Source organism: Psychrobacter sp. M17(2026) (assembly GCF_055699815.1).
Window position 1 is genome coordinate 1131142 of the sequence record NZ_CM146741.1, and the last position, 23913, is coordinate 1155054.

At 41.4% G+C, this 23913-nt stretch carries 23 protein-coding genes; 13 read left to right on the forward strand and 10 right to left on the reverse strand.

Annotated elements, in window-relative coordinates; translation table 11 throughout:
* Positions 1 to 21: 21 nt before the first annotated feature.
* From tadA to ACR63T_RS04790, 8 genes are all read left to right on the forward strand, one after another.
* Positions 22 to 507: a tRNA adenosine(34) deaminase TadA gene (gene tadA / locus ACR63T_RS04755; protein ID WP_472784931.1), complete on the forward strand. Its 486-nt coding sequence runs from the start codon at positions 22 to 24 to the stop codon at positions 505 to 507.
* 196 nt (positions 508 to 703) lie between these two features.
* Positions 704 to 1459, forward strand: coding sequence for a (d)CMP kinase (cmk, locus tag ACR63T_RS04760; RefSeq protein WP_305899919.1), 756 nt, complete (start codon positions 704 to 706; stop codon positions 1457 to 1459).
* A gap of 310 nt (positions 1460 to 1769) precedes the next feature.
* Entirely contained in the window at positions 1770 to 3464 is a 1695-nt protein-coding gene (gene rpsA / locus ACR63T_RS04765; protein ID WP_201572750.1) for a 30S ribosomal protein S1, read from the forward strand.
* A 362-nt stretch (positions 3465 to 3826) separates the two neighbouring features.
* Positions 3827 to 4129 carry an integration host factor subunit beta gene (locus tag ACR63T_RS04770; protein WP_201572752.1) on the forward strand — a complete coding sequence of 101 codons (303 nt, stop codon included), beginning with the start codon at positions 3827 to 3829 and terminating at the stop codon, positions 4127 to 4129.
* 92 nt (positions 4130 to 4221) lie between these two features.
* The gene (locus ACR63T_RS04775; RefSeq protein ID WP_472784932.1) at positions 4222 to 4629 is read left to right on the forward strand and encodes a LapA family protein; all 408 of its coding nucleotides are present in this window, start codon (positions 4222 to 4224) and stop codon (positions 4627 to 4629) included.
* Positions 4630 to 4748: 119 nt separating this feature from the next.
* Positions 4749 to 5465 (forward strand): orotidine-5'-phosphate decarboxylase, encoded by a 717-nt coding sequence (gene pyrF, locus ACR63T_RS04780; protein WP_472784933.1) that lies wholly within the window; start codon positions 4749 to 4751, stop codon positions 5463 to 5465.
* Positions 5466 to 5578: 113 nt separating this feature from the next.
* Entirely contained in the window at positions 5579 to 6373 is a 795-nt protein-coding gene (locus ACR63T_RS04785) for a metallophosphoesterase (protein WP_472784934.1), read from the forward strand.
* Between the two features lie 194 nt (positions 6374 to 6567).
* Positions 6568 to 7305, forward strand: coding sequence for a histidine phosphatase family protein (locus ACR63T_RS04790; protein WP_472785232.1), 738 nt, complete (start codon positions 6568 to 6570; stop codon positions 7303 to 7305).
* Between the two features lie 31 nt (positions 7306 to 7336).
* Here the strand turns inward: ACR63T_RS04790 and ACR63T_RS04795 are convergent, their stop codons facing one another.
* On the reverse strand, positions 7337 to 8500 hold the full coding sequence (locus ACR63T_RS04795; protein ID WP_472784935.1) for an FAD binding domain-containing protein: 1164 nt from the start codon (positions 8498 to 8500) through the stop codon (positions 7337 to 7339).
* 563 nt (positions 8501 to 9063) lie between these two features.
* A complete protein-coding gene (rpsT, locus tag ACR63T_RS04800; protein ID WP_010200097.1) occupies positions 9064 to 9330 on the reverse strand; it encodes a 30S ribosomal protein S20 in 267 nt (88 codons plus the stop codon).
* A 555-nt stretch (positions 9331 to 9885) separates the two neighbouring features.
* Between rpsT and ACR63T_RS04805 the strand changes: the two genes are divergently transcribed.
* From ACR63T_RS04805 to ACR63T_RS04820, 4 genes are all read left to right on the forward strand, one after another.
* A complete protein-coding gene (locus tag ACR63T_RS04805) occupies positions 9886 to 10584 on the forward strand; it encodes an NAD-dependent epimerase/dehydratase family protein (RefSeq protein ID WP_472784936.1) in 699 nt (232 codons plus the stop codon).
* Between the two features lie 287 nt (positions 10585 to 10871).
* A complete protein-coding gene (gene rraA / locus ACR63T_RS04810; RefSeq protein WP_227680444.1) occupies positions 10872 to 11387 on the forward strand; it encodes a ribonuclease E activity regulator RraA in 516 nt (171 codons plus the stop codon).
* Positions 11388 to 11612: 225 nt separating this feature from the next.
* A complete protein-coding gene (gene mfd, locus ACR63T_RS04815; RefSeq protein WP_472784937.1) occupies positions 11613 to 15344 on the forward strand; it encodes a transcription-repair coupling factor in 3732 nt (1243 codons plus the stop codon).
* Between the two features lie 138 nt (positions 15345 to 15482).
* Positions 15483 to 15914 (forward strand): HIT domain-containing protein, encoded by a 432-nt coding sequence (locus ACR63T_RS04820; RefSeq protein WP_201572768.1) that lies wholly within the window; start codon positions 15483 to 15485, stop codon positions 15912 to 15914.
* 126 nt (positions 15915 to 16040) lie between these two features.
* On the opposite strand, the gene fdx is transcribed toward ACR63T_RS04820, so the two are convergent.
* From fdx to ACR63T_RS04860, 8 genes are all read right to left on the reverse strand, one after another.
* Complete coding sequence (gene fdx, locus ACR63T_RS04825; protein WP_201572770.1) at positions 16041 to 16379, reverse strand: ISC system 2Fe-2S type ferredoxin; 339 nt, start codon at positions 16377 to 16379, stop codon at positions 16041 to 16043.
* A 76-nt stretch (positions 16380 to 16455) separates the two neighbouring features.
* A complete protein-coding gene (gene hscA / locus ACR63T_RS04830) occupies positions 16456 to 18369 on the reverse strand; it encodes a Fe-S protein assembly chaperone HscA (RefSeq protein ID WP_472784938.1) in 1914 nt (637 codons plus the stop codon).
* Positions 18370 to 18447: 78 nt separating this feature from the next.
* Positions 18448 to 19035, reverse strand: coding sequence for a Fe-S protein assembly co-chaperone HscB (gene hscB / locus ACR63T_RS04835; protein ID WP_472784939.1), 588 nt, complete (start codon positions 19033 to 19035; stop codon positions 18448 to 18450).
* A 119-nt stretch (positions 19036 to 19154) separates the two neighbouring features.
* Positions 19155 to 19475, reverse strand: a complete 321-nt coding sequence (gene iscA, locus ACR63T_RS04840) for an iron-sulfur cluster assembly protein IscA (RefSeq protein ID WP_201572776.1) — start codon at positions 19473 to 19475, stop codon at positions 19155 to 19157.
* A gap of 164 nt (positions 19476 to 19639) precedes the next feature.
* A complete protein-coding gene (gene iscU, locus ACR63T_RS04845; RefSeq protein WP_201572778.1) occupies positions 19640 to 20050 on the reverse strand; it encodes a Fe-S cluster assembly scaffold IscU in 411 nt (136 codons plus the stop codon).
* Between the two features lie 139 nt (positions 20051 to 20189).
* Entirely contained in the window at positions 20190 to 21416 is a 1227-nt protein-coding gene (locus tag ACR63T_RS04850) for an IscS subfamily cysteine desulfurase (protein WP_472784940.1), read from the reverse strand.
* On the reverse strand, positions 21413 to 21910 hold the full coding sequence (locus ACR63T_RS04855) for an Rrf2 family transcriptional regulator (protein WP_201572781.1): 498 nt from the start codon (positions 21908 to 21910) through the stop codon (positions 21413 to 21415). The genes ACR63T_RS04850 and ACR63T_RS04855 overlap by 4 nt, the downstream gene beginning before the upstream one ends.
* Positions 21911 to 22323: 413 nt before the next feature.
* Positions 22324 to 22968, reverse strand: coding sequence for a hypothetical protein (locus tag ACR63T_RS04860; protein ID WP_305899928.1), 645 nt, complete (start codon positions 22966 to 22968; stop codon positions 22324 to 22326).
* A 550-nt stretch (positions 22969 to 23518) separates the two neighbouring features.
* Between ACR63T_RS04860 and ACR63T_RS04865 the strand changes: the two genes are divergently transcribed.
* Positions 23519 to 23791: an HU family DNA-binding protein gene (locus tag ACR63T_RS04865; protein WP_201572785.1), complete on the forward strand. Its 273-nt coding sequence runs from the start codon at positions 23519 to 23521 to the stop codon at positions 23789 to 23791.
* The last annotated feature ends 122 nt before the right edge of the window (positions 23792 to 23913 follow it).

Genomic DNA, 23913 nt, shown 5'->3' on the forward strand with positions numbered 1-23913 from the left:
TCAACTCCCGCTATTGACAAATTGTGGTCATTGGAAGATGCCCGTTGGATGCATTATGCTCTTGCTTTAGCAGAGCAGGGCGCTGAACATGGCGAAGTCCCTGTTGGTGCTGTATTAGTGCATAATGACGCTATTATTGGTCAAGGATTTAATGAGCCGATAGGACGTCATGATGCCACCGCTCATGCTGAGATTGTGGCTATCAGACAGGCTTGTGCTCAGCTGGGCAATTATCGCCTACCATTGAAGACGACACTATATGTGACTTTAGAGCCTTGTACGATGTGTGTTGGTGCTATGGTTCATGCGCGAGTTGATAGACTTGTTTTTGCCACTTGCGAGCCTAGAGCAGGTATGGCCGGTAGTCAGATGAATTTGCCCCAGCAAGATTTTTATAATCATCAAATACAAGTTTTTGCAGGATTGCAAGCTCATGCTAGTAGCCAATTGCTAAAGCGCTTTTTTCGTCAGCGTAGACAGATTGCAAAATTGAATAAAAGTTTGTAAACGACAGAAGATATCGTCTACAAAGCTAGTGATAGTAGTTTTTATTTGCTATAATATGCCCCTGTTTAACTGCATCAGCGTCGGCTAGTCGTACTAAATTATAATAGTTTGCTACATTATAATAGGTAGTTCACGCAGGTATTATCATTAGATATTGTGATTATTAATTGCGTGTTATGACTATTAATTAGGTATTATGACTATAAAATCCGATCTCAAAGCATCTGATAGCAAGGCTTTAGAAGAACGTAGCCAAGCATTGCGTTATCCCGTTATTTGTATTGATGGCCCAAGTGGCGCGGGTAAAGGCACAGCAGCATGGCGTCTAGCAAAAGAGCTAGATTATCAACTGCTAGACTCTGGTGCTTTATATCGTATCGTTGGCCTAAAAGCTTTTGAAGCAGGTTTATTGGCAAAGAGCGTGCTAGATGAGGAGGCTGTTGCCGCCTTGACTCAGAGATTAATAATTAGTTTTCAGCCCAATGAAGCAACGGGTAATATCGATATTTTAGTCAATGAGACGTTGGTCGGTACTGATATACGCAATGAGACAGTTGGTGGTTATGCATCACAAGTTGCAGTATTTCCTAAAGTTCGTCAAGCATTGCTAGACTTACAGCAAGATATGGCAAGTCGTTCAGGGTTAGTCGCTGATGGGCGTGACATGGGTACTGTAGTGTTTCCACAAGCCGATGCCAAAGTATTTTTGACCGCTAGTGCTGAGGCTCGTGCCCAGCGCCGAGTAGCCCAGCTAATAAATGCTGGACAAAATGCAAGCTATAGTTCGATTTTGGCAACCATTAAAGCGCGCGATGATCGTGATGAAAATCGTGCTATTGCACCATCTAAGCCTGCTGATGATGCATTATTACTTGATAGCTCAACAGTAGATGCTGACGTCGTCTATCAACAAATAAAACAGCATTGCCAAGCGCAAGGAATCTGTTTTTAGTACAGCATTTTGACAAGAAGAAGCTTTTATATTTATAATACAAAAAGTACCTAAACTAGATAGTTTTAGTGTAAAATTATAGTCATTATAAGCACTTACACCGTAAAAGCTTTTATAATAACGATAGGCGAGTTAGAACTTTAGAGACCGTTGTTGCTAATGAATGAATAATTATGAAAATTAATTTGTTAGCAACAACCGTTTTTTTTATATGAGCATATAAGATATAAAACCAGTATTTCGTTTTATATGCTCATAAATTTGATCCGTACTGTGCTGGACAGGCCACGGCTATACAAAGGTAGATATAATGGAATCATTTGCTGAACTATTTGAAGCGAGCATCGAAGAAACAGGTCTTGATATTGAGCGTGGCTCGGTTATCACAGGTACTGTTGTCGCCATCGATAACGACTGGATCACAGTTGACACTGGTCTAAAATCTGAAGGTATTGTCGCTCGTGAAGAGTTTTTAAGCGAAGAAGGCGAGATTGAAGTTGAAGTTGGCGATACGGTTGACGTTGTAGTTGAAGCAGTCGATAACGGTATGGGTCAAACTTTACTATCGCGTGAAAAAGCCAAGCGCGTTGAGACTTGGAATATCCTAGAAAAAATCTCTGATAACGATGAGATCGTAAAAGGTATTATCTCAAGCAAGGTTAAAGGTGGCTTTACCGTAGATATCGGTTCAGTACGCGCGTTCCTACCTGGCTCATTGGTAGATGTACGTCCTATCCGTGATACTACGCACTTAGAAGGCAAAGAGCTAGAATTCAAAGTTATTAAGCTTGATCAAAAGCGTAACAACGTTGTGGTTAGTCGTCGTGCCGTTATGGAAGCTGAAAACTCAGCTGAGCGCGAAGAGCTATTGAATAAGCTTGAAGAAGGTATCGAGATCGAAGGTATCGTTAAGAACCTAACTGATTACGGTGCGTTCGTTGACCTAGGTGGTATCGATGGTTTGCTTCACATCACTGATATGGCATGGCGTCGTATCAAGCACCCATCTGAGGTGGTTGAAGTTGGTCAAGACCTTAAAGTTAAAGTACTTAAGTTCGACCGTGAGCGCAATCGCGTTAGCCTAGGTCTTAAGCAACTAGGTACTGATCCTTGGGATAACGTTGGCGGCACTTATCCAGTAGGTGCAGTTGTTAAAGCTCGCGTAACTAACTTGACTGATTATGGTTGTTTCGCTGAAATCTCTGAAGGTATCGAAGGTCTAGTCCACGTATCAGAGATGGATCATACCAATAAAAATATTCATCCATCAAAAGTTGTTCAAGTAGGTGACGAAGTTGAAGTCATGATCTTGGATATCGATGAAGAACGCCGTCGTATCAGCTTAGGTATCAAACAGACTCTTGCTAATCCATGGGATGAGTTTGATAAGAAACATGAGCGCGGTGATAAAATCTCTGGCACGATCAAGTCAATCACTGATTTTGGTATCTTTATCGGTCTAGACGGTGGTATCGATGGTTTAGTACATCTATCTGACATCTCTTGGACTGAGACTGGCGAAGACGCTATCCGCAACTACAACAAAGGCGACACTGTAGAAGCTATGGTATTGTCAGTAGATGCAGAAGCTAATCGTATTAGCTTAGGTGTGAAGCAATTAAACTCAGATCCATTCAACGAATACCTAGTCAACAATGACCGTGGTGCTATCGTTAATGGTAAAGTAAAAGATGTTGACGCGAAAGGCGCAACGATTGAGCTTGCTGACGAAGTTGAAGCGTATCTACGTGCATCAGAGATTCAACGTGACCGTGTTGAAGATGCGACTAAGCATCTAAGCGTCGGTGATGATGTTGAAGCGAAGATCATCAGTGTTGATCGTAAGACTCGTAACATCAACTTGTCAATCAAAGCGAAAGACGAAGCTGAAGAGCGTCAAGCTATTAAAGATTTAGGCGGTGCTAATACTACAGCAGCTGCAGCTCCAGGATCTGATGCTCAGCCAAAAACTATTGGTGACTTAATCAAAGAGCAAATGCAGTAACTTTTTATTGATACGAGTTACTATATATTAGCAGAATTAAAAAGAGCGACTTAGGTTGCTCTTTTTTTGCATTCAAATTTTGCTTTTATCTCAAACACTTATATAATGTCGCTCATAATTAAAACTTAATAAATTTATGTTTATATGCACCGATTTTTCTATTACTATGTACAATACCAGTGACTAAATGTAAAATAGTGGATATTTTAGCTAAAAAATATTTTTTATCTTTATTTATAAATGGTTGGTAGACCTTGATGTTGTAGATCCCGATTTTATAAAACCTATAATATTGGCTAATATAAGCTGATAGAAAAGACGCTTTACAACCATAACCACCTATTAATAAGGCAAGTGTAGCAATGCAAGATACGATTAATAAATCCGATTTTATAAATAATTTGAGCGTCAATTGCGACACTATGACTGATGTTGTTGTCGATGATGCGGTGCGCGAAATATTAGATCTTATGGTAGATACTCTAGCCAGTGATGGTCGAGTCGAAGTTCGAGGGTTTGGTAGCTTTTGTCTACATCATCGCCGTGCCCGTATGGGTCGCAACCCAAAGACGGGCGAGAGTGTTCCTGTACCCGCCAAGGCTATTCCGCATTTTAAGCCCGGTAAAGCGCTACGCGAAGCAGTGAATGAAACCGTTGCTTCTTAATTATCTTTTAAGTAAGCTACCTTTTAAGTAAGCTATATTTAAAGCCTGCTCTTGTGTATTCTATTAATACTATCTCTTGAGGTACTTGATTCATGCGTTTTATATTATTTGTACTTCTATTTTTGAGCTTTGCTTATGCTATAGGTCTAGTGCTAGCGAATAATACAGATATCGGCGTCAATCTATTGTTCTCGCAAGCGCCTACTATGAATTTAGGATTGTTGCTAATTTTATGTATGACATTAGGCATTGTTATCGGCTTATTACTAGCGTTATTACTGTTTAGAGTCTTTCAGAATAAATGGGAGATATCACAGTTAAAGAAAAGCAACGCAAAGCTGCAAGAGCAGCTTACCCAAGCTAATGTTGTTATTGATCGGCAGGCAAATGTACCAACAGTCGATGAAGCAGGTTATCCAGCTTCAAGCGTGCCTGTAGACGTAGATAATAACTTAGGTACTCAAAAGACGGCATTATTAAGTAAGCGTCAACGCGACTAATTACGGTTATACCAGTTGTTAGTTTGCCAGTTACTAGGTTTCAGTTATTAGCTTGATATCAATAACAGGATTACTTCAAAAGGCTAATCGCTTAAAACGCCAATAGATACGGTATTATAATGAATGATAGTGCAATAAATACGAATACAGTAATCTCTCCTGTCATCGTAGCTCTTGATAGTCCTTCTATGAATGCCGCTTTAACCTTAGCGGATACTCTAGACCCAAAGTTATGCCGATTGAAGGTCGGCAAAGAGCTATTTACTCGTTCAGGGCCTGCCATTATAGACGCCTTGCATCAACTTCAGTTTGAGGTGTTTTTAGATTTAAAGTTTCATGATATACCTAACACTACCGCACAAGCAGTATTAGCAGCGGCTGAGATGGGGGTATGGATGGTTAATGTTCATGCCAGCGCTGGCTATGAGGCAATGGCATTAGCCAAGCGACGTTTAGTAGATAACAATCATAACACTCTGCTAATAGCGGTTACTGTTTTGACTTCTATGAATGCCAATGATTTAAGCCAAATAGGGGTTACAGATAGTTTAGACGGGCAAGTGAGTCGTCTGGCTCAGTTGACTCAGCAGTCGGGACTGGATGGGGTTGTTTGCTCAGCACAAGAAGCTAAGGCGCTGAAACAGCTGTGCGGTGCTGATTTTAAATTAGTCACTCCAGGTATTCGTCTGTTAGAGGATAACAGTGACGATCAGCAACGTATTTGCACCCCGAAGCAAGCATTAGAGCATGGCTCCGATTATCTAGTGATTGGGCGTTCAATCACTCAAGCACCTAATCCCACTGAAAAGCTACAGCAGATATTACAAGGTATTTAGTTTTTAAAGTAAAATAGTTCATTGTATCGATCATAAAAAAGACGACCTTGAGTTGTCTTTTTTGCTTTTGCACCTTATATAACTAGTTGACGTTTTATATTATCTTGGATGTTATGAAATTACAGATTTTAAGTGACTTACATATAGATAGTTATGCTAGGCAATCACATCCTATAGGGCATATTCCTAAGACTGATGCTGACATAGTGTTAGTCGCAGGAGATACGGCTAACAGCGATAGTGGTATGCCATGGTTACAGCAGCAAGCCACACGTTTGCAAGTGCCACTGATTACTGTTGCGGGTAATCACGAATACTTTGGTGAAGATGTGCTGCATTTTGATCATAAACTGGCAACGTGGGATAATTATAACGCTGCAAATAATCAAGGTGTAAGAGTACTACAATGCCAGCATATAGATATTGGCGAAATACGCATTTTAGGCTGTACATTGTGGACGGATTACCAATATCAAGCCGACGAGGATACGATGGAAGTCGCCAAACGCTTTATGCGCGATTATAAGCAAATCTATGCTGGAGATGAGCTATTCTCGCCTGAGGTCTCTATGCAGATCCATAGCAAGCAGCGTCAATGGCTCAGGCAGGCGCTAATCACAGCTCAGAAGCTAGGCAAGACGTCAGTAGTCATGAGCCATCATAGTATTAGTCCGTTATCTGTTTCTAAAAAGTACGCCACCTTACCAAGTAATGCTGCCTTTGTTAGTGATTTATCAGGGTGGATGAGTGAGCCTTGGGCGCCAAAATTATGGGTGCATGGTCATACTCATGAGGCTTTTGATTATAGTATTGATAAAACCCGTGTCATTGTTAATCCGCGTGCTTATCCTAACGAGATTAGCAGTACTGCTATAGAATTTGCTTGGGATAAAGTCATTGAGATTTGATGGTTGTTTATAAGGTGCTAATTTTAACTTTATTTTATAATTGCCAAACCTATATTGTATTCACTCTAAATCAAAAATCTGCTACGCTGATAGCTATGAGCAAACAACCAGATACGCCTGATAAAGTATATGCCTCTAATACTTTAGTTAAATCTCGTCTAAATGTCACAACGCCCGCGCACCTACCTGATAGTATGGTGCCATCGGTCAATCTATTGCCTGACTGTAAGCGTCTCATTCTATTTACTCGTCACTCATTACGTGAACGCTCTGATGGCAATGGGTTTGCCAGCTATCAGCTACCATTGACGTCTAAAGGGCGGGTACTTGCCAAGTCTTGGGGGCGCTGGCTCGATAGTAATCTGCCTTATTCGCTAGATGTTGATAGCATATCCAGTCCGATAGGTCGTTGCATCGATACGGCGCAGCTGATGCAAGAGGGTGCAGGTTTGCAGCGTGATATTGCGCATCAGTCGCTACTGGTCGAGCCTGGCAGCTTAGTCACTGATTCTGAAACTGTAAGTGCAGTATTTAAAGAAATTGGTGTGCTCAATTTTATCAATCGTTTTTTACAAGGCAGCATTGAGGGCACCAAAAATGCTTATCAAGGCGGTTTGGACATTTTATCGCTACTTTATCAGCACCAGCCTGAGCAAAATCATTTAATGCTGGCCGTTAGCCACGATACTTTATTATCCGCCTTTTTGGCCGTGATGCTTGATACTCCAGAGATTGACTGGAATGATTGGCCAAAGATGATGGAAGGGGTGTTTTTATGGTTTGATGATAAGCCATTTATAGAAACCAGTGCTCACTTCATTTGGCGGGGTGAGGTCTATACGCGCAGTGTCAGTAGCTTATTGGAGAGTTATCGCGCATCAGGGTTTCATTCTAGTCAGTTATTACTGCCCCCAGAGGTTAAGTGGACTTGAGGGGTGGATTAAGGGCACAGTTCTACAATCGCTAAACTACCATTCTACCTTTGCCATAACTAAACTGAGAGTTATTACCCAAGCGCTGACCGTGTGCGCAAAGTTGTCTACCGTATGCTAGCTGCTCAATCTGCCATGATTGCAAAGCAGAACGGACATCATGACAATTCGAAACTAGTGCCTGTACTAATGCCAGTGCATTTGCTGCAGCTTTTGCCGTACTCGCTGCAGTATGAGGTCTTGGAATAAAAGCGGCGTCACCTATTAGCGCAATATTATCAAAAACCATCTGCGGTACTTCTAAATCTAAGATCGATTGTACAAAAGGCGCTTTAGTAGAGGCAACTAAGGTCTTAAATGGCTCCACAAGCACAAGATCAGCGTAATCACGCATTGTGCGCTCACTGCCAGTAGCTATCATATCTGGTGGAATAGAATGGGCACGCTGTCTATCGTTTTTATCTGTGAGAATAGCAGGTAGCTCGGTCTGCTCATCGTAATTCACATACCAAACCCAATTAAACCGCCGTGTACCTGAAACAAGTGACTCATTCTCACCAGGGATAAGGTAGGCTAAGATCTGCGAATTTGGAAAGTCATAAAATACAAAGCGCTCAGTAAATATTGCGGCAGCATTCGATGGCAAGTCAGCTTCATCAACTAGGCCTCGAAAAGCGACATAACCAGCATATTGAGGCTTATAGTTAGGAAGCAGTTGCTGACGCACAGTGGACTGTGGCCCATCAGCGCCAATTAACAAATCAGCAGTCTCAATAGTGCCATCAGCAAAAATAGCCGTCGCTTTGTTATCGTTTGTTTGCACTTTAATTAGTGTTTTGCCTTGATGGTAGTGATCGTCTGGAAAGCTCTTACGCATTGAGCGATAGAGAATATTCCAAGAAGTTAGGGTTTGGCGCATTGCCATCTTTTCAATATGGCCGTCTTTTTGAATATAGTAACGCTCAGTAGCATCTACCCCCAAAGTATCAGTGGCAATACCTGCTTGCTTAAAAACTCTAATAACATCCGCCTGTAGCACTACACCGCCGCCGCGACTGTCTAAGCTATGCGCTGAGCGCTCATAAACATCTACTTGCCAGCCAATAGTGCGCAGCAGTACTCCGGCAAATAACCCTGCTAAAGAGCCGCCTATTATAATGGCGCGTTTATCTATAGATTCTGTTAAAGCTTGCACTGAAGATCTCCTAAGTTCAAATACCTATCGCTCCTATTATTTTTTAGTTTAAAGTGTTTTGCTCTAAGCACTAATGTTTTTAGGTATTATTTTAATTATTAATTGTTTTAATCGCCCATTATTTTAGGGTCTGTTGAACATTCACAAGTAGGCACTGCTGATAGCTAAAATGGTTCTAGTCTAGGTAAAAATCGCAGGTAATGCAGATGCCTTGGCTAGCTGATTTTAGTTAGACGGTTACAACGAATAGGGCGATTTTAGCATCAGCCTGCAAGGACAGGACTTTTTTTTGCCGATTCGTCATTAAAAAGATCCACTTAGAGTGACTAAACTAGATATTTTTAATCTAAAATCGCCTAAAAAATAGTCACTGTCAGTGCCACGGTCGAATGTTCAACAGACCCTAATATTTAAAAATCTTAATTTTGAGAATTTTTAAGTTTTAAGTCTTAGGTTTCAAGCGTTAGCAGTTACAGGTATTATTTGAGCGCCCATAAAAAAACCTTGCCTCGGTATTGAACCTAAGGCAAGGTTTTGATGCGTACAGTCTAAATCAAACAGTCTTAAGCTTGTAAGCCTTTGATAGTTTTATTTAGGCGACTTTTACGACGAGCCGCTTTATTCTTATGAATGATACCTTTGTCAGCCATACGATCTAAAACTGGTACCGCTTTTTTATAAGCTTCGGTAGCAGCATCATAATCTTTGGCTGCGATAGCCGCATCAACACGCTTTAAATAAGTACGAACCATAGAGCGTTGTGACGCAGAGTTCTGACGACGTTTAGTGTTTTGACGGGCGCGTTTACGAGCTTGTGCAGTATTAGCCACGCGTATCTCCTTGATAAAAGACAGGTAAAAAATGAATGTAACTTGCAACAGTGCAATAATGAATTGAACCATCATCAATGACGAGCAGCCGTCTCACAATTGATAATATCGATGTCAAATATAAACTAAGTATAAGTAGGCCATCGCAATCGTCAAATCTATTTGGAATAATTAAATAGACTCAACCAGTAAAGGCGGTTATCTTAACAAATTATTGAGCTTAGGACAATGTATTTGACAGCTAATGCGTAAACAAACACGTCACTGTACTGAGATGAGGTCAATAAGACTTTTGCTGATCATAAAACAGTTTATGATACTCTTTATGCTCTGATAGATTACGCTCTGACAGATTATAGTATTCTGATAGAATCTCTTACAATAAATTATCAACAATACATTCAGTCATGTGCTCAGCTTAGGTATGATAGGGGAATAATAACTGAATTACTTTGGTAGCCGCAATTAGCTTAGTGTTTAGACATGGAGGCTGTTTTTAATGGCTTTATATAACACTTTTACTCGGCAACAACATTTTGATGGAATGAGTCAAATATGCAACGAAAAGCAATAATAATTGGGGCGACAGGACTGGTAGGGCAGCACCTTGTAAAACAGTTGAGTGAGCTTTATGATACTTTGATTGTTATTGCTAGGCGACCACCGCGCTTTATCAATGCCAGCATGCGATTTTATCAGGTTAATGACTTTGATAATTTAACCGAAGTATTCGCTAGTGTGGGTGTCAATAAGAGCACAGATGCCTTTAGCTGCTTGGGAACGACCAAAAAACAAGCGGGTAGTGATGAGGCCTTTCGTAAAGTGGATCACGATTATAATGTCACCTTTGCTAAGCTATGCCATAGTAGGGGCGTTGAGAGATTTTTCTTATTATCATCAATGAATGCTGATATTGATAGCCGATTTCTATACAATAAAGTAAAAGCTGAAACTGAGCACTCAATTACGGCGCTTAACTTTACGCAATTGATAATATTTCGTCCATCGCTATTATTAGGTAAGCACAAAGGCCGCCCTTTAGAGAGCATTAGTCAGAAAGTTTTTGGGCTAGTATCGCCGTTGATATCTGAGTCTTTATCCCTGCATCCTATCTCGGCCAAACGTGTGGCTAGTGCTATGGCGATGAGTGCTCATGATGTTTATGAGCGCAATAAGTATCAAAAGAGTCCTTTAGATAATCGTGTCACTCTAATAGAGAATAAGCAGATGCTAACGATGACTCGAGTCAAATAGAAAGAGCTTTGGCTGCTATTGGTTTCTATCTATTGACTTCTAATTTCTAAAAGCTGCGTTATTCTAATCTTTAAGCTAGAATATATCTTGATTTGATAAAATTCACTTTGATTGGCAAGTAACTATCTTGCTGTACTTGCTTGCTGTGCTTATGATTCAATCGAGAATATACCCTAAGTTGAATCTTAAGGATGTCTTGCAAGATAGCCTAAGTGACTATAAGGTTTAATTTTATTTTCATCTTAAAATGAGTATTAACAAGGAGTGTATATATGTCAGAAACTACTATGAATAAAGAGAATTTTGTTACTTGTGATTTGTTAGATGCCAATCCTGAGTCGCAAGTATGTTTGCCAAATATAGAAGGCAAATCGTTTTATAGCTTTGGCGCTAAGGATAAGTTCTGCGGTGAAATCGTCACAGTTAAATGTTTTGAAGACAATAGCCGTGTCAAAGCGCTGCTCAATAGCGATGGAAAAGACAAAAGTGGTGAAGGCAAGGTGTTAGTGGTTGATGGCGGTGGCTCAATGCGCTGTGCTCTACTTGGCGATATGATTGCACAAGCCGCGATAGACAATGGCTGGGCTGGGGTAGTCGTTTATGGCTGCGTCCGTGATGTCGACGATATGGCACAGATGGAAATCGGTATTATGGCGCTAGGCTGTATCCCACGCAAATCAACACGCCGTGATGAAGGTCAAACGGATATTGAAATTAGCTTTGGCGATTTAACGCTTAATTCTGGCATGTTCATCTATGCCGATAATAATGGCATGATCGCAAGCGACAAAGCACTACTCTAGCTCAAGTAAGCTTATCTTAAGCTAAATGTAAATCTAAAATCTCAGCGTAGTTGCTGGGATTTTTTGCATGAGTAATGATTACCTTGATAACAACCTTGATTAAATTTTCGATAACAATTTTACTAATAATAGTTTTAATCACAAACCGTTACGGCATACATTTTGGTCAAAAGCCAAAACTTTCGTATAATGGTTATCTGACTCCTAACTTTGATCCTATTCGCTATGCCTATCACTGCTTTAACTGACGCCTTTGCTCCGATCAATCAACAGTTATTTCCAATAAAAGATACTCAGCGGCGCTGGCTGGCACCTGTGCATGGTGCGGTCAGTAGTCTATGGCTGGCAAGCTTAGTCAAATCGCCAATATGGGATGTGGCTGAGCGTCTAAAGGTGGTAGTAACCCGCGATCAAAACCAGCTCAACCAAATAGAGACCGAATTGGCCTTTTGCGGTGTTGATGCTTATGTGTTTCCTGATTGGGAGACCTTAACTTATGATGAGCTGTCGCCGCATCAAGATATTGTCAGCGAGCGGATTAATTTACTGACAGATATGCCAAGCTCAGGGGTGATGCTCATATCGATACAGGCGCTTATGCATCGAGTGGCGCCGCCCAGCTGGTTGATTGGTCAGCATTTTGACTTAAGTGTTGGTGATCGATTTGATATTAACACTCAGCGTGAGTTACTAGCTAAGGCGGGTTATCGCGCCGTTGAGAATGTTTTTGAGCCGGGTGAGTTTGCGGTACGTGGCAGTATTATTGATATCTTTGCCATGGGGCAGCCGTTTCCACTGCGCTTAGATCTGTTCGATGATGAGATTGAGAGCATTCGTTTTTTTCATCCTCAGACCCAGCGTACCTTAACTGAAGATGACTTAAAGTCTATGCTATCGGGCAATGATAGTAGTATGGGTCAAGAGTCGATATCGCTACTACATAAGCTACCGGATATCTCAAAGCCGATTGAGCAGTTTCAGATCTTACCTGCCAAAGAGTTTCCTTTGGAAGAAGGACGCGAGACCTTTCGCATGAACTTCGTTGCTATGTTCCCAAATGCTAGTAGCCGCAAGTCTGAGCTGCATAAAGACGTGATGGCAGGTATCGCTAGCAGCGGACTTGAGTATTATCAGCCCTTGTTTTTTGATCTAAAAGATTGGGCACAGCAGAGTAGTCTATTTGCCTATCTGCCAAGTGATACGCTATTTATCACCGATGAGCACATCAGTGAGCGGCAGGTAGATTACTGGTCGCAGATTCAACGTCGTTATGAGGAGCGTCGACACGATATCGACAAGCCAATTGTCGCGCCTGAATTACTCTATCTATTATCAAATACTCTTAATGAGCAGTTAAACAATTATCCACGAGTGATATTGAGCGCAGATGCAAAGCTTGCGACCATGAGCGATGTTGCTGCGATTGACAATGTTACCGCAATCGATAATGACAGTTTACAGCTTGGTTCAAACGTACATAAGCAAAAAGGCTTAGTGACCCTAAGTGCCGAAGAGCCACCACAACTTGCCGTTAATCATCAAAAATCTGAACCATTAGCCGCGCTATTAGATTTTCTATCATTACAAGGGCAAACTAATACACCGGTCTTGATCGTTGCTGAAACGGCAGGTCGCCGTGAGATACTGATTGAGCTATTTAAGGGTAAGATAGATATTACCGCTTATGCTAGCTTCAAAGACTTTCTAGCAGCGCCCAGAATAGCGGCCATCGGTAGTAATAACGGTGCAAGTGCTCGTCCACGAGTAGGGCTAACCGTTGCGCCCATTGAGCGCGGCGTCTATGTGCCTGAACGTCTAGTCATGATTAGCGAAACTCAGCTGTTTGGCAGGCAAGTACTGCAAACGCGCAGGCGGCGTCAAAGCGGAGTGTCAGAGGAGTTCTTAGTTAAGAGCGTCACTGAGATGACGCAAGGCAGTCCTATTGTCCATATTGAACACGGTATTGGCCGCTACAACGGCCTGATTACTTTGGATGTTGGCGATGGCGAACAAGAATTTATTCATCTTAAGTACGCGGAAGAAGCTAGTATTTACGTGCCTGTAGCCAATTTGCAAATGATCAGCCGCTACAGTGGTGGCGATCCAGCGCTCGCGCCACTACACAAGATAGGTAGCGGTAAATGGGATCGCGCCAAACAAAAAGCTTTAGAGCAAATTCATGATGTGGCAGCAGAGCTACTCAATATGCAAGCGCGCCGCGAAGCCAAAGTCGGTATTCACTTCAAAATCGATATTTCGCAGTATGAGCTGTTTGCCAGTCAGTTTGAATTTGAAGAAACGCCCGATCAAGCCAATGCTATTCATGCTGTCATGAATGATATGAAACAAAACCAGCCTATGGATCGTCTGATATGTGGCGATGTTGGCTTTGGTAAAACTGAGGTCGCCATGCGTGCCGCCTTTATTGCGGTAAGCGCAGGCTATCAAGTCGCAGTGCTCGTGCCGACGACTCTATTGGCAGGGCAGCATGAGGATAATTTCCGCAATCGCTTTGCAGATTGGCCCGTACGTATTGAGACTTTGTCGCGATTTGGTGGTAAAAAACACCAACAAACCGTATTAACTGATTTAGCCGCTGGTAAAGTCGATATTGTTATTGGTACTCACAAATTATTGCAATCTGACGTTAAATTTTCTAATTTAGGCCTCATGGTCGTAGATGAAGAGCATCGCTTTGGGGTACGTCATAAAGAGCGCATCAAAGCCATTCAGACGGATGTCGATAGTATGTCGATGACCGCAACCCCTATACCGCGTACGTTAAATATGGCGCTATCGGGTATGCGCGATATGTCGATTATCGCAACTCCTCCTGCACGGCGCTTATCGATCAAAACCTTTGTCATGGCAAAGAGTGACGCGCTGATGAAAGAGGCAATCTTACGTGAGCTCTTACGCGGTGGACAGGTGTATCTGTTGCATAACGATGTCGCAAGCATCGAGCGCATGGCAGAGACTATCCGCGAGCTAGTCCCTGAGGCTCGCGTAGGAGTCGCTCATGGTCAGATGCCCGAAAATCAACTTGAGCAAGTCATGCAGCAGTTTTATCATAAAAAGTTCAATGTATTGATCTGCTCAACTATCATTGAAACAGGTATTGATGTGCCCAATGCCAATACTATTATTATTGAGCGGGCTGATAAATTTGGTCTAGCGCAGTTGCATCAGCTGCGTGGTCGGGTAGGTCGCAGTCATCATCAAGCTTATTGCTACTTACTGGTACCATCGATCAAAGGACTAAAAGGTGATGCTAAGCGCCGCTTGCATGCGATTGAGCGTGCTAATACGTTAGGCGCTGGCTTTATGCTGGCAAGTGAGGACTTGGAGATTCGCGGGGCAGGTGAGATATTGGGTAAGCAGCAAAGTGGCAATATGCAAGCGATAGGCTTTAGCCTATACATGGATATGCTTGAACGCGCCACCAAAGCGATTAAAGCAGGCCGTGAGCCTGATTTGAATACGCCGCTGTCCTTGACTAGCGAGATTAATCTGCACAGCTCAGCGCTGATACCAGAAGAGTATTTGCACGATGTACATCAGCGTTTATTATTCTATAAGCGTATTAGCAGTGCTGATGATAAAGATAGTCTCATTGATATACGTACCGAGATGATTGATCGTTTTGGCACACTACCCGATCAGACTAAGCAGCTCTTTGCCGTTCATGGTTTGCGTATTCAAGCCGAACCGCTACTAATTAATAAGATTGATGCCAGTAGCAACAGTGTGACTTTAGAGTTTGCTCCTGACACACCAGTAGATGCGCTGGCCATTATCAAATTGATTCAATCAGATGCCAAGCGCTACCGGATGAATGGCGCATCTGGCATTCGCTTTAGTGATGCGGATAAGCTTGTCACAGCTCAGCAACGTGTGACTATTGTCCAAGAGCTATTGGCTTATTTTAATAATCATATAGTGGTAGAGACTGCTTAGCTATTTTTATAGCTAGGGCCAGCGCATATTTAGATGCCACTACTTAATTAGCCGAATAACTGGTAAAATATGGACATTACGCGGGCTTACGATTTAAGCTCTATACTTTTATAATAAATAACAAGAGATACTGTCATTATGTTCCAACTGCATCCTAAACTTGCTGCTGATAGTTTTTTGGTAGGTGATTTTCCATTATCGACTTGTCGTTTGATTAACGATTGCCAATTTCCTTGGCTGATCTTAGTGCCACGAGTTTCAGGTATCAAAGAGCTATATGAGCTGTCTGAAGCGGATCAAACGCAGTTTTTGCGGGAGTCTAGTTGGTTGTCAAGCCAGCTAGCTAAGACTTTTCAAGCAGAAAAAATGAACGTTGCCGCTTTAGGTAATCAAGTGCCACAGCTGCATTTTCATCATATTGTCCGTTATCAGAACGATTTACAATGGCCGAATCCAGTATGGGGTGTACCAGCTGTTCCTTATACCAAAGAGGTTATGGCGCAGATGCAGCAAACACTTATGATGGCATTACGTGGACATCATCAAATGCCGTTTGATTGGCAAATGTGATTGGTTTATTAATAATTTTTAAGTATTAAATTCTAATTTAGTATCTCATTCTGAAATATAAAAAGCCTACTCTCATTGCGATGGTAGGCTTTTGATTTTTTGATGCAAATATTTTTTAAAGCAATTTTAATGGTTTTCTTTGGCATGATTTAACGTATATTTAGGAATCTCAATAGTCAAGTCGTCGTCTTCAACCATAACCTGACAAGACAGTCGCGAATCAGGCTCAAGTCCCCAAGCTCGATCCAGCAAATCCGCTTCGATATCATCCATTTCATCCAGACCATTAAAGCCTTTGCGTACGACTACATGACAGGTAGTACAAGCCTTAGACATCTCACAGGCATGTTCTATTTTTATACCTTTTTCTAATAAGGCTTTACATAAGTTGTTGCCTGCTTCAAGCTCAACTTCAACCCCTTCAGGGCAAATCTCAAAATGAGGTAGTATAGTAATCTTTGGCATAATTCGTGTATCCGCTGCTAATTGATTCAATTAAAATTTATTAAGTATTCAAGCTAAATCTATCTAATTCTAAAATCTACCAGTCCTGTGCTTTGGTGCCAGCCATACTAGTTTGTACGCTTTGATTCATAATACGGGCAGCAAAAGTGTCGCTATGTGGTTTAAGCTTGCTTTTCTGCGCTTCAATCAATACTGAGTCGTTGGTCGCTAAAACCTCTTGCATATCTTGCATTTGCTTAGCTAGTGCTTGTTGCTCCTCGGTATCTAACAACTCACCAAACTCTGTCAAAGCCGATTGTAATGCCAATAGCTCACGCTCGCTTTCAACCTTTGTCTCAATCAAAGAGCGGGCATTTTTATCTTCTTCAGCATGCTTAAATCCAGCAACCAGTAGTTGCTCCTTTTGCTCATCGGATAACCCATAAGCTGGGGTAATCTCAATCTTACTTTCGGTTTTAGTCGTTGTCTCTTGCGCACTAACCGTCAGCTGACCGTTGGCATCGATACTAAAGGTAACCTCAATACGGGCAAAACCTGCTTTCATAGGAGGGATGCCAAATAGCTCAAATCTACCGAGCGAGCGACAGTTATCGACCGTTTCGCGCTCGCCTTGTACCACATGAATAACCATGCCTGTCTGTCCGTCTTGATAGGTAGTAAAGACTTGACGCTTTTTGACAGGGATAGGGGTGTTACGTGGGATAAGCACTTCAACCAGACCGCCCATAGTCTCAAGTCCTAATGATAAAGGCGTGACATCAAGGAGTAGCAGGTTATTATCACTATCACCATTTATCAATTGATGAGCAGTCTGTGCTGCACCCAAAGCAACAACTTCATCAGGATTGAGTCGACATAAAGGCTCTCTAGCAAAAAACTCAGCAACGATCTGTTGTACCGCTGGCATACGTGTAGAGCCGCCGACTAATATTACCTCATCTAAGTCATCAATGCTTAATTTAGCATCGCGTAGCACTTGCGCGCATACGCTGAGCGTACGACGATTTACAGGTTCAGCAATAGCCAACAAGTCTTCGCGGTTCATTGTCCCTCTAAAAGCCTGCTCATTAACTACAATGTCAATAGTCAATTGCTCATTATCAGTCAGTGCTTGCTTATAGCTCTTAGCTTTTTGGGCTAATATTGATTTATCATGCAAGCTGACATCAACAGGGTTGATATCAAGCTGCTTAATCAGCCAATTAGTCAATAATCGATCGATATCATCACCGCCCAAAGCACTATTGCCGCCAGTCGCTAGTACTTCAAAAACACCGTCGGTTAGCTTTAAGATAGAGACATCAAAGGTGCCACCGCCTAAATCATAAATAAGATAATATTTTTGCAGGTTGTTCTGGGTACTGTTACCAGTAGCAATAGAATCAGTAGCTTGATCGGCCTGATCTAAGCCATAGGCAACTGCTGCTGCCGTAGGCTCGTTGAGCAGGCGTAATACCTTTATACCAGCGGCTTGCGCGGCATCTTTAGTGGCTTGACGTTGAGCTTCATCGAAGTAGGCTGGCACCGTAATAACGGCGCCCTCGATGCTATCATCAGGCAAAGCATCGCTAGCACGCTGTTTGAGTACAGATAGTATACGTGCTGAAACGGCAACAGGTGACACCTCACCTTGGGCGGTAACAAAAGCAGGCATCGCATCTTTAGCACCACTCAACTGATAAGGATGTGAGAATTTAATATCGGCTTGACTGCGACCCATAAAGCGCTTGGCTGAGATAATAGTATTCTGAGGATCATCTGCTAAGTGAGCCAAGGCGTCAACGCCAACTACTGGAGTGCCAGTGGCAGGGTAATAGACGACTGAGGGCAATAGGTTATCTTTACCATTGTCAGCTTCTAGTACTTGTGCCTTACCCGAGCGGACTACTGCGACTAATGAGCGGGTAGTACCCAAATCAATACCGATTCCAAAACGATGCTGATGAGGCTGGGCGCTTTGATTGGGTTCAGCGATCTGTAATAAAGACATAAGACAACTCAAAGATTATAAGAATAAGAGGGATAAAAGTTTTAACTTGAAAGTGCAGATTATACGGTATTATTAGTATTAGACGTATAAATCATCATCAGTTTGATCGCTTTTGGCGACATCGTCGATGGCAGTAGTAATATCAGCATTTAGTTTGACTAAGAATTTTAGTTTTTGAGTGGCATCAATAGCTTGTGGCCAATCTTGATTCGTATAAGCATTGTCAAAACGTTCTGACTGATTTTGTAGACGCTTAACAATCTGCGGTTGCAGATGCTTCAAGGTAGCATTGTCTTTATCATCAATGGCGTCATCGAGATCAATACGTAATTGCATGGCATCTTCTAAAAAGTCTAAATCAGCAATAGAGTTCTCTAGGGTTTCAGCCTGTCCCGCTATGTCTAATAAGTAAGCCGCGCGGCTATCGAAATGGCTTAGGGTCTGATAAGCCTGATTGATAATAGCAGAAGCTTGCTCAGCTTGTTGAATGGCTTTGGCAGTATCTGCATCACCTTGCAAAGTGCTTTTTTCGACATTATCAGGATGATACTGTTTTTGTAGATGACGCAACCGCTCATCAAGCTCATTTTGTGCAAGCTTGAACTGGATAGGCTGCTTAAATAAAGCAAAGAAGTCATCAAATTGAGTATCAACTGCTACTGTCATAACAAAACCTTGTTGTATAAGTTGCTTGAATGGTAATAATGCTTAAATTTTAATACTTGAAAGTGTTTTACGATGATTTTGGACAACACAATCCATTTAACTGCTTGAATAATCAAACGTTATACCGTAAAAGATTCACCGCAGCCACATTCACCTTTTTGATTGGGATTAGTGAATTTAAAGCCTTCATTCAAGCCTTCTTTTTCATAATCCATCAATAGGCCATTTAAATAAACTAAGCTTTTTGGATCAATAAAAATACTGACATCACGACTCTCATAACGAGTATCGTTTTCATCAGGCGTATCTACGAACTCTAAGACATAAGCCAAACCTGAGCAACCTGCAGTACGAATACCCACACGAATGCCTTCACCTTTGCCGCGATTGTCCAAAAAATCTCGAACATGCTGAGCGGCGCGTTCTGTCATTTCAATCATGCCAACTCCTATTAATTGTTTAAATTATAGTCAATTGTAGAATATTTTAATAATTAAGATAAAATAAAAGGCGACAATCAAAGTCATTGTCACCTTTATAGCTAAGCTAGCTCTTTGTAAATCTTTACAGCTAACTTAGCTTTTGACATAAGATACAGTATTGATTAGTTAGCAGCTACTTCTTCAGTGTCAGCTACAGCATGCTTACCTTTGTAATCGCTAATAGCAGCTTTGATAGCATCTTCCGCTAGTACAGAGCAATGCACCTTAACAGGTGGCAGAGCAAGCTCTTCTGCGATATCACTGTTCTTGATTTCCCCAGCTTGATCTAAGCTTTTACCTTTTAACCACTCAGTCACAAGTGAGCTTGAAGCGATAGCTGAACCACAACCATAGGTTTTAAAGCGAGCATCTTCGATGATACCGTTGTTATCAACCTGAATTTGTAAGCGCATTACATCGCCACAAGCAGGAGCACCAACCATACCGGTGCCAACGTTTTCGGCGTTTTTATCAAAATTACCAACGTTGCGTGGATTTTCGTAATGATCAATAACTTGGTCACTATAGGCCATGAGTTTTCTCCTGGTTAGTCGATGAATAAAACATTTGTATCGTTAACTATTCATCTAAATTGGGGTCAAACGATTAAACCTAATACTTCAATAAGCAATCGTTTGATAAATAGTAAATTAAGATGGTGAGCATTAAATATTAATGTTCAGCCCATTCTACTGAATCTAAATCAACACCTTCTTGGTACATATCCCAAAGTGGTGATAGGGCACGTAACTTATCAACCGCAGCATGCATTTGGCTAATAACCGTATCGATATCTTCTTCGGTAGTATAACGACCAAAGCTAAAGCGGATTGAGCTATGAGCCAGCTCATCTGGACGACCGATTGCACGTAACACGTACGATGGCTCTAAGGTCGCTGATGTACAAGCTGAACCTGATGATACTGCCAAATCTTTCAGTGACATCATAAGCGATTCGCCTTCAACAAAGTTAAAGCTAATGTTGACGATATTCGGTACGCTGTGCTCAAGATCACCATTGAGATAGATCTCTTCGATATCTTGCAAACCGTCCCATAGCTTTTGACGTAGCTTAGCGGCATGAGCGTGATCCTCAGCATGACTTGAGTTCGCTAGTTCAAAGGCCGCGCCTAGTCCAACGATTTGATGCGTTGCTAGAGTACCTGAACGCATACCGCGCTCATGACCACCGCCATGCTGCTCAGCCTTCAAGCGAATACGTGGCTTACGACTAACAAATAGTGCGCCAATACCCTTAGGACCATAAGCTTTGTGACCTGAAAAACTCATCAAGTCAAATTTAGTAGTCTCAGCATCAATTTTTATTTTACCGACTGCTTGCGCGGCATCAACATGAAATACGACGCCAGCAGCACGAGTAATTTCGCCAATGGCTTTGATATCAGTAATAGTACCTAGCTCATTGTTTACGACCATAAGTGATACTAAGATAGTATCTTCACGCAGTGCATCAGCCACTTGCTGTGGTAAGATTAACCCTGTGCTTTTTTGTGGTTCAAGATAAGTAATCTCAAACCCTTCTTGCTCAAGCTCACGGCAAGTATCTAATACTGCCTTATGTTCAATCTTACTGGTGATAATATGCTTACCACGAGACTGATAAAAATGAGCTGCGCCTTTGATAGCAAGGTTATCTGACTCAGTAGCGCCAGAGGTGAATACGATCTCGCGAGGATCAGCATTGATAACGTTAGCGACTTGTTCACGCGCCGTTTCAACTGCCTCTTCAGCCTGCCACCCATAGCCATGTGAGCGTGATGCTGGATTGCCAAAAATGCCATCTACAGTCAGATACTCGCTCATCTTAGCAGCTACTGGTCTAGCAACTGGGGTAGTGGCGGCATAATCTAAGTAAATTAGTTGGTTATGTTGACTCATGCTGGGTTTGCCTCGCTGGTCGATAAAGTAATAGTAGTAATGTCATTTAAAGAAGTTATCATCTGACGCTCTGAGATGGATTGAACATTCTTCATCTCTAATAATTGTGCTAATGTTATATTTTTCAAGTACTGCTCAATATGATTGGATAGAGCACACCACAGGTCGTGAGTTAGGCACATAGTACCGCCTTGGCAATCACCGCGACCTTCACATTGCATCGCATTGACAGACTCATCAACGGCTGAGATTATACTCATGACGTCGATCTGATCAAGTGGCTTCGCTAGGTAGTAGCCACCGGCAGCACCGCGAATGCTAGTGACTAAGCCTTGCTTACGCAATTTAGAAAATAATTGCTCTAAATAAGAGATTGAGATAGATTGGCGCTTGGCGATGTCAGATAAGGAAACTGCGCTATCTTGTTGACTGGTTTGCAGCGCTAAGTCTAGTAACGCAGTGACCGCATATCTACCTCGGGTAGTCAAACGCATAAAGTATCTCCAACTAATAAATAATCCATTAAATTCAATAACGAGCTTATTGTTTGATCGAGCATTGATAGCTTGTTATTGGTTAGTCATCCTATAAAGGTTACTGATCTAATAACAGCTGTATGGACATTGTCCGATACCAAACATGGTATAAGTCACAAGTTATCACTATTAAACAACAGATACTCAAATCAATATATAACAGCTTCTGCGTGTAATATATGCTGCGATAGGGCTATTATACTTAATCCCGACTAATTTAGTCAAGATTAAAATGGTTACTGATGATTAGGTTAACAGATACCTATTATTCATAAAGTTAATCAGTGCAATAGACAGCATAACAAGAGGGCCAAAGTATTTATAACGTAGATATTATAAGTACTTTAGCCCCTTATATTTCAGGAATTATCCTAACTCAAAACTGCGTATAAAATAGCAATGATAGCGATAACAATAGCGATAACAGCTGTGATCATCATTGTTTTTTGCTTGCTTTGCAGCTCCTTAACGCTGGTTTCAAGTTCACGATTTTTGATTGTTAAGGTATTGATTTTAGTTTGTTGATCAGCAATGCGAACCTTATAGCGATTGGCTTTTTCCTCTTTTTCAGCGGCACTAGGGTTATTACTGTTGTCTGAACCTTTGAACTTTTTGAGTAAACTTTGGACGAGGCCGCCTAAACCTACTTGAGTGATAAACGCTCTAACCATTTGCACTTGTAGATGTTCACCGCGCATCTGCAATTTATCAATAGTATCGCTGTCATGAGTCGCTATCGCTTTTATGATCTCTACGCTATAAGCATTAATGATGACATCAGGCTCGCTGCGATTAGCAGGGAGCTTGGCATCTAACAGCACCCCTTTATAACTGAAGGTTGCGAATACCTCGATATGTGGCAGATATAGACGTAAACAAACCACAGTACCCTGTTTGGCAAGGGGATAAGCCGCTTTGCGCAAGTCAGAATCTAGACGCAATAATAGCGTCAAGGCAGATTCGATGAATACTAATATAATATTAAGTAAAGAGTGGGATAAAGTAGAGCGCTTCATAGGAATAATCCATTAAATGTAGCAAGTTTATATTTAAAATAAAAATCGGTAATTGTTCAAGAAAGTTAATTTTAACAAGTAGTTTTTTTTAAATAACTAAATAGTATGAAATGATACACAATAAATAATATAAAGACTGTACTTGGTCTTTTAATTGGGTCGCTTCGCCTATCATAACGAATTCATAATAAAAAGTAATGTGTAGCTATGTCAGTTTGTATATTGTTGCGTCATTCAAAACCCCAATGATAAGTCCAAAACATAAACGATAAGTGGTTGATTTATCAAAGTAGATGCTATCAATTAACTGAGTAAGGTAAGGATTACTTACTAGTGTTTTGCGTAAAGTTGAGTGTTAAATACGTAGCCTAGGTCATTAAAATATGTAAAATTGCTTGCGCTGCCTTGATACCCTTGATATAAAGGCGTTAATACCTCGTTATCGATCGATACGCATAGCAAGTATGGTTTATATTGCTTATCTTTGTGTAGAGCGATACAATAATTGACGTTAGCGTGTATTACAGCCCTTAAACTTGAAGGAAAACTTATGAATAAGTCAGAATTAGTTGATAGCATTGCAGAAAAAAGCGGTTTAAATAAGACTCAAGCTGGTGATGCTTTGAATGCCGTTATGGAAAGCGTTGGCCAAGCTTTAGAAGCTGGTGACAGCATCTCATTAGTAGGCTTTGGTACTTTTAGCGTAAAAGACCGCAAAGCTCGTACTGGTCGTAACCCTAAGACTGGTGAAGAGTTGGCTATCCCTGCCAGCAAAGTGCCTAGCTTTAAAGCAGGTAAGAATTTAAAAGAGCGTTTAAACTAAGCTACTATTGCTAATCGACGCTTTAGCCTATTTTTGAGAGTAGTGATTTATCGAAAGTAGGTGTTAATAAGCGCATTATTTGTATTTGAATTAAAGCACCTTAGCAGAGGTGCTTTTTTTAT

What these genes read in the sequence shown, in the direction of transcription:
- mfd (WP_472784937.1), top strand. Translation starts at nt 11,613, where the DNA reads ATGCCTATCACTGCTTTAACTGACGCCTTTGCTCCGATCAATCAACAG.
- fdx (WP_201572770.1), bottom strand. Translation starts at nt 16,379, where the DNA reads ATGCCAAAGATTACTATACTACCTCATTTTGAGATTTGCCCTGAAGGG.
- ACR63T_RS04770 (WP_201572752.1), top strand. Translation starts at nt 3,827, where the DNA reads ATGCAAGATACGATTAATAAATCCGATTTTATAAATAATTTGAGCGTC.
- rraA (WP_227680444.1), top strand. Translation starts at nt 10,872, where the DNA reads ATGAATAAAGAGAATTTTGTTACTTGTGATTTGTTAGATGCCAATCCT.
- ACR63T_RS04820 (WP_201572768.1), top strand. Translation starts at nt 15,483, where the DNA reads ATGTTCCAACTGCATCCTAAACTTGCTGCTGATAGTTTTTTGGTAGGT.
- ACR63T_RS04865 (WP_201572785.1), top strand. Translation starts at nt 23,519, where the DNA reads ATGAATAAGTCAGAATTAGTTGATAGCATTGCAGAAAAAAGCGGTTTA.
- cmk (WP_305899919.1), top strand. Translation starts at nt 704, where the DNA reads ATGACTATAAAATCCGATCTCAAAGCATCTGATAGCAAGGCTTTAGAA.
- ACR63T_RS04790 (WP_472785232.1), top strand. Translation starts at nt 6,568, where the DNA reads ATGGTGCCATCGGTCAATCTATTGCCTGACTGTAAGCGTCTCATTCTA.
- pyrF (WP_472784933.1), top strand. Translation starts at nt 4,749, where the DNA reads ATGAATGATAGTGCAATAAATACGAATACAGTAATCTCTCCTGTCATC.
- iscA (WP_201572776.1), bottom strand. Translation starts at nt 19,475, where the DNA reads ATGATTGAAATGACAGAACGCGCCGCTCAGCATGTTCGAGATTTTTTG.
- ACR63T_RS04850 (WP_472784940.1), bottom strand. Translation starts at nt 21,416, where the DNA reads ATGAGTCAACATAACCAACTAATTTACTTAGATTATGCCGCCACTACC.
- hscA (WP_472784938.1), bottom strand. Translation starts at nt 18,369, where the DNA reads ATGTCTTTATTACAGATCGCTGAACCCAATCAAAGCGCCCAGCCTCAT.
- ACR63T_RS04860 (WP_305899928.1), bottom strand. Translation starts at nt 22,968, where the DNA reads ATGAAGCGCTCTACTTTATCCCACTCTTTACTTAATATTATATTAGTA.
- ACR63T_RS04785 (WP_472784934.1), top strand. Translation starts at nt 5,579, where the DNA reads ATGAAATTACAGATTTTAAGTGACTTACATATAGATAGTTATGCTAGG.
- rpsA (WP_201572750.1), top strand. Translation starts at nt 1,770, where the DNA reads ATGGAATCATTTGCTGAACTATTTGAAGCGAGCATCGAAGAAACAGGT.
- ACR63T_RS04855 (WP_201572781.1), bottom strand. Translation starts at nt 21,910, where the DNA reads ATGCGTTTGACTACCCGAGGTAGATATGCGGTCACTGCGTTACTAGAC.
- ACR63T_RS04775 (WP_472784932.1), top strand. Translation starts at nt 4,222, where the DNA reads ATGCGTTTTATATTATTTGTACTTCTATTTTTGAGCTTTGCTTATGCT.
- hscB (WP_472784939.1), bottom strand. Translation starts at nt 19,035, where the DNA reads ATGACAGTAGCAGTTGATACTCAATTTGATGACTTCTTTGCTTTATTT.
- iscU (WP_201572778.1), bottom strand. Translation starts at nt 20,050, where the DNA reads ATGGCCTATAGTGACCAAGTTATTGATCATTACGAAAATCCACGCAAC.
- ACR63T_RS04805 (WP_472784936.1), top strand. Translation starts at nt 9,886, where the DNA reads ATGCAACGAAAAGCAATAATAATTGGGGCGACAGGACTGGTAGGGCAG.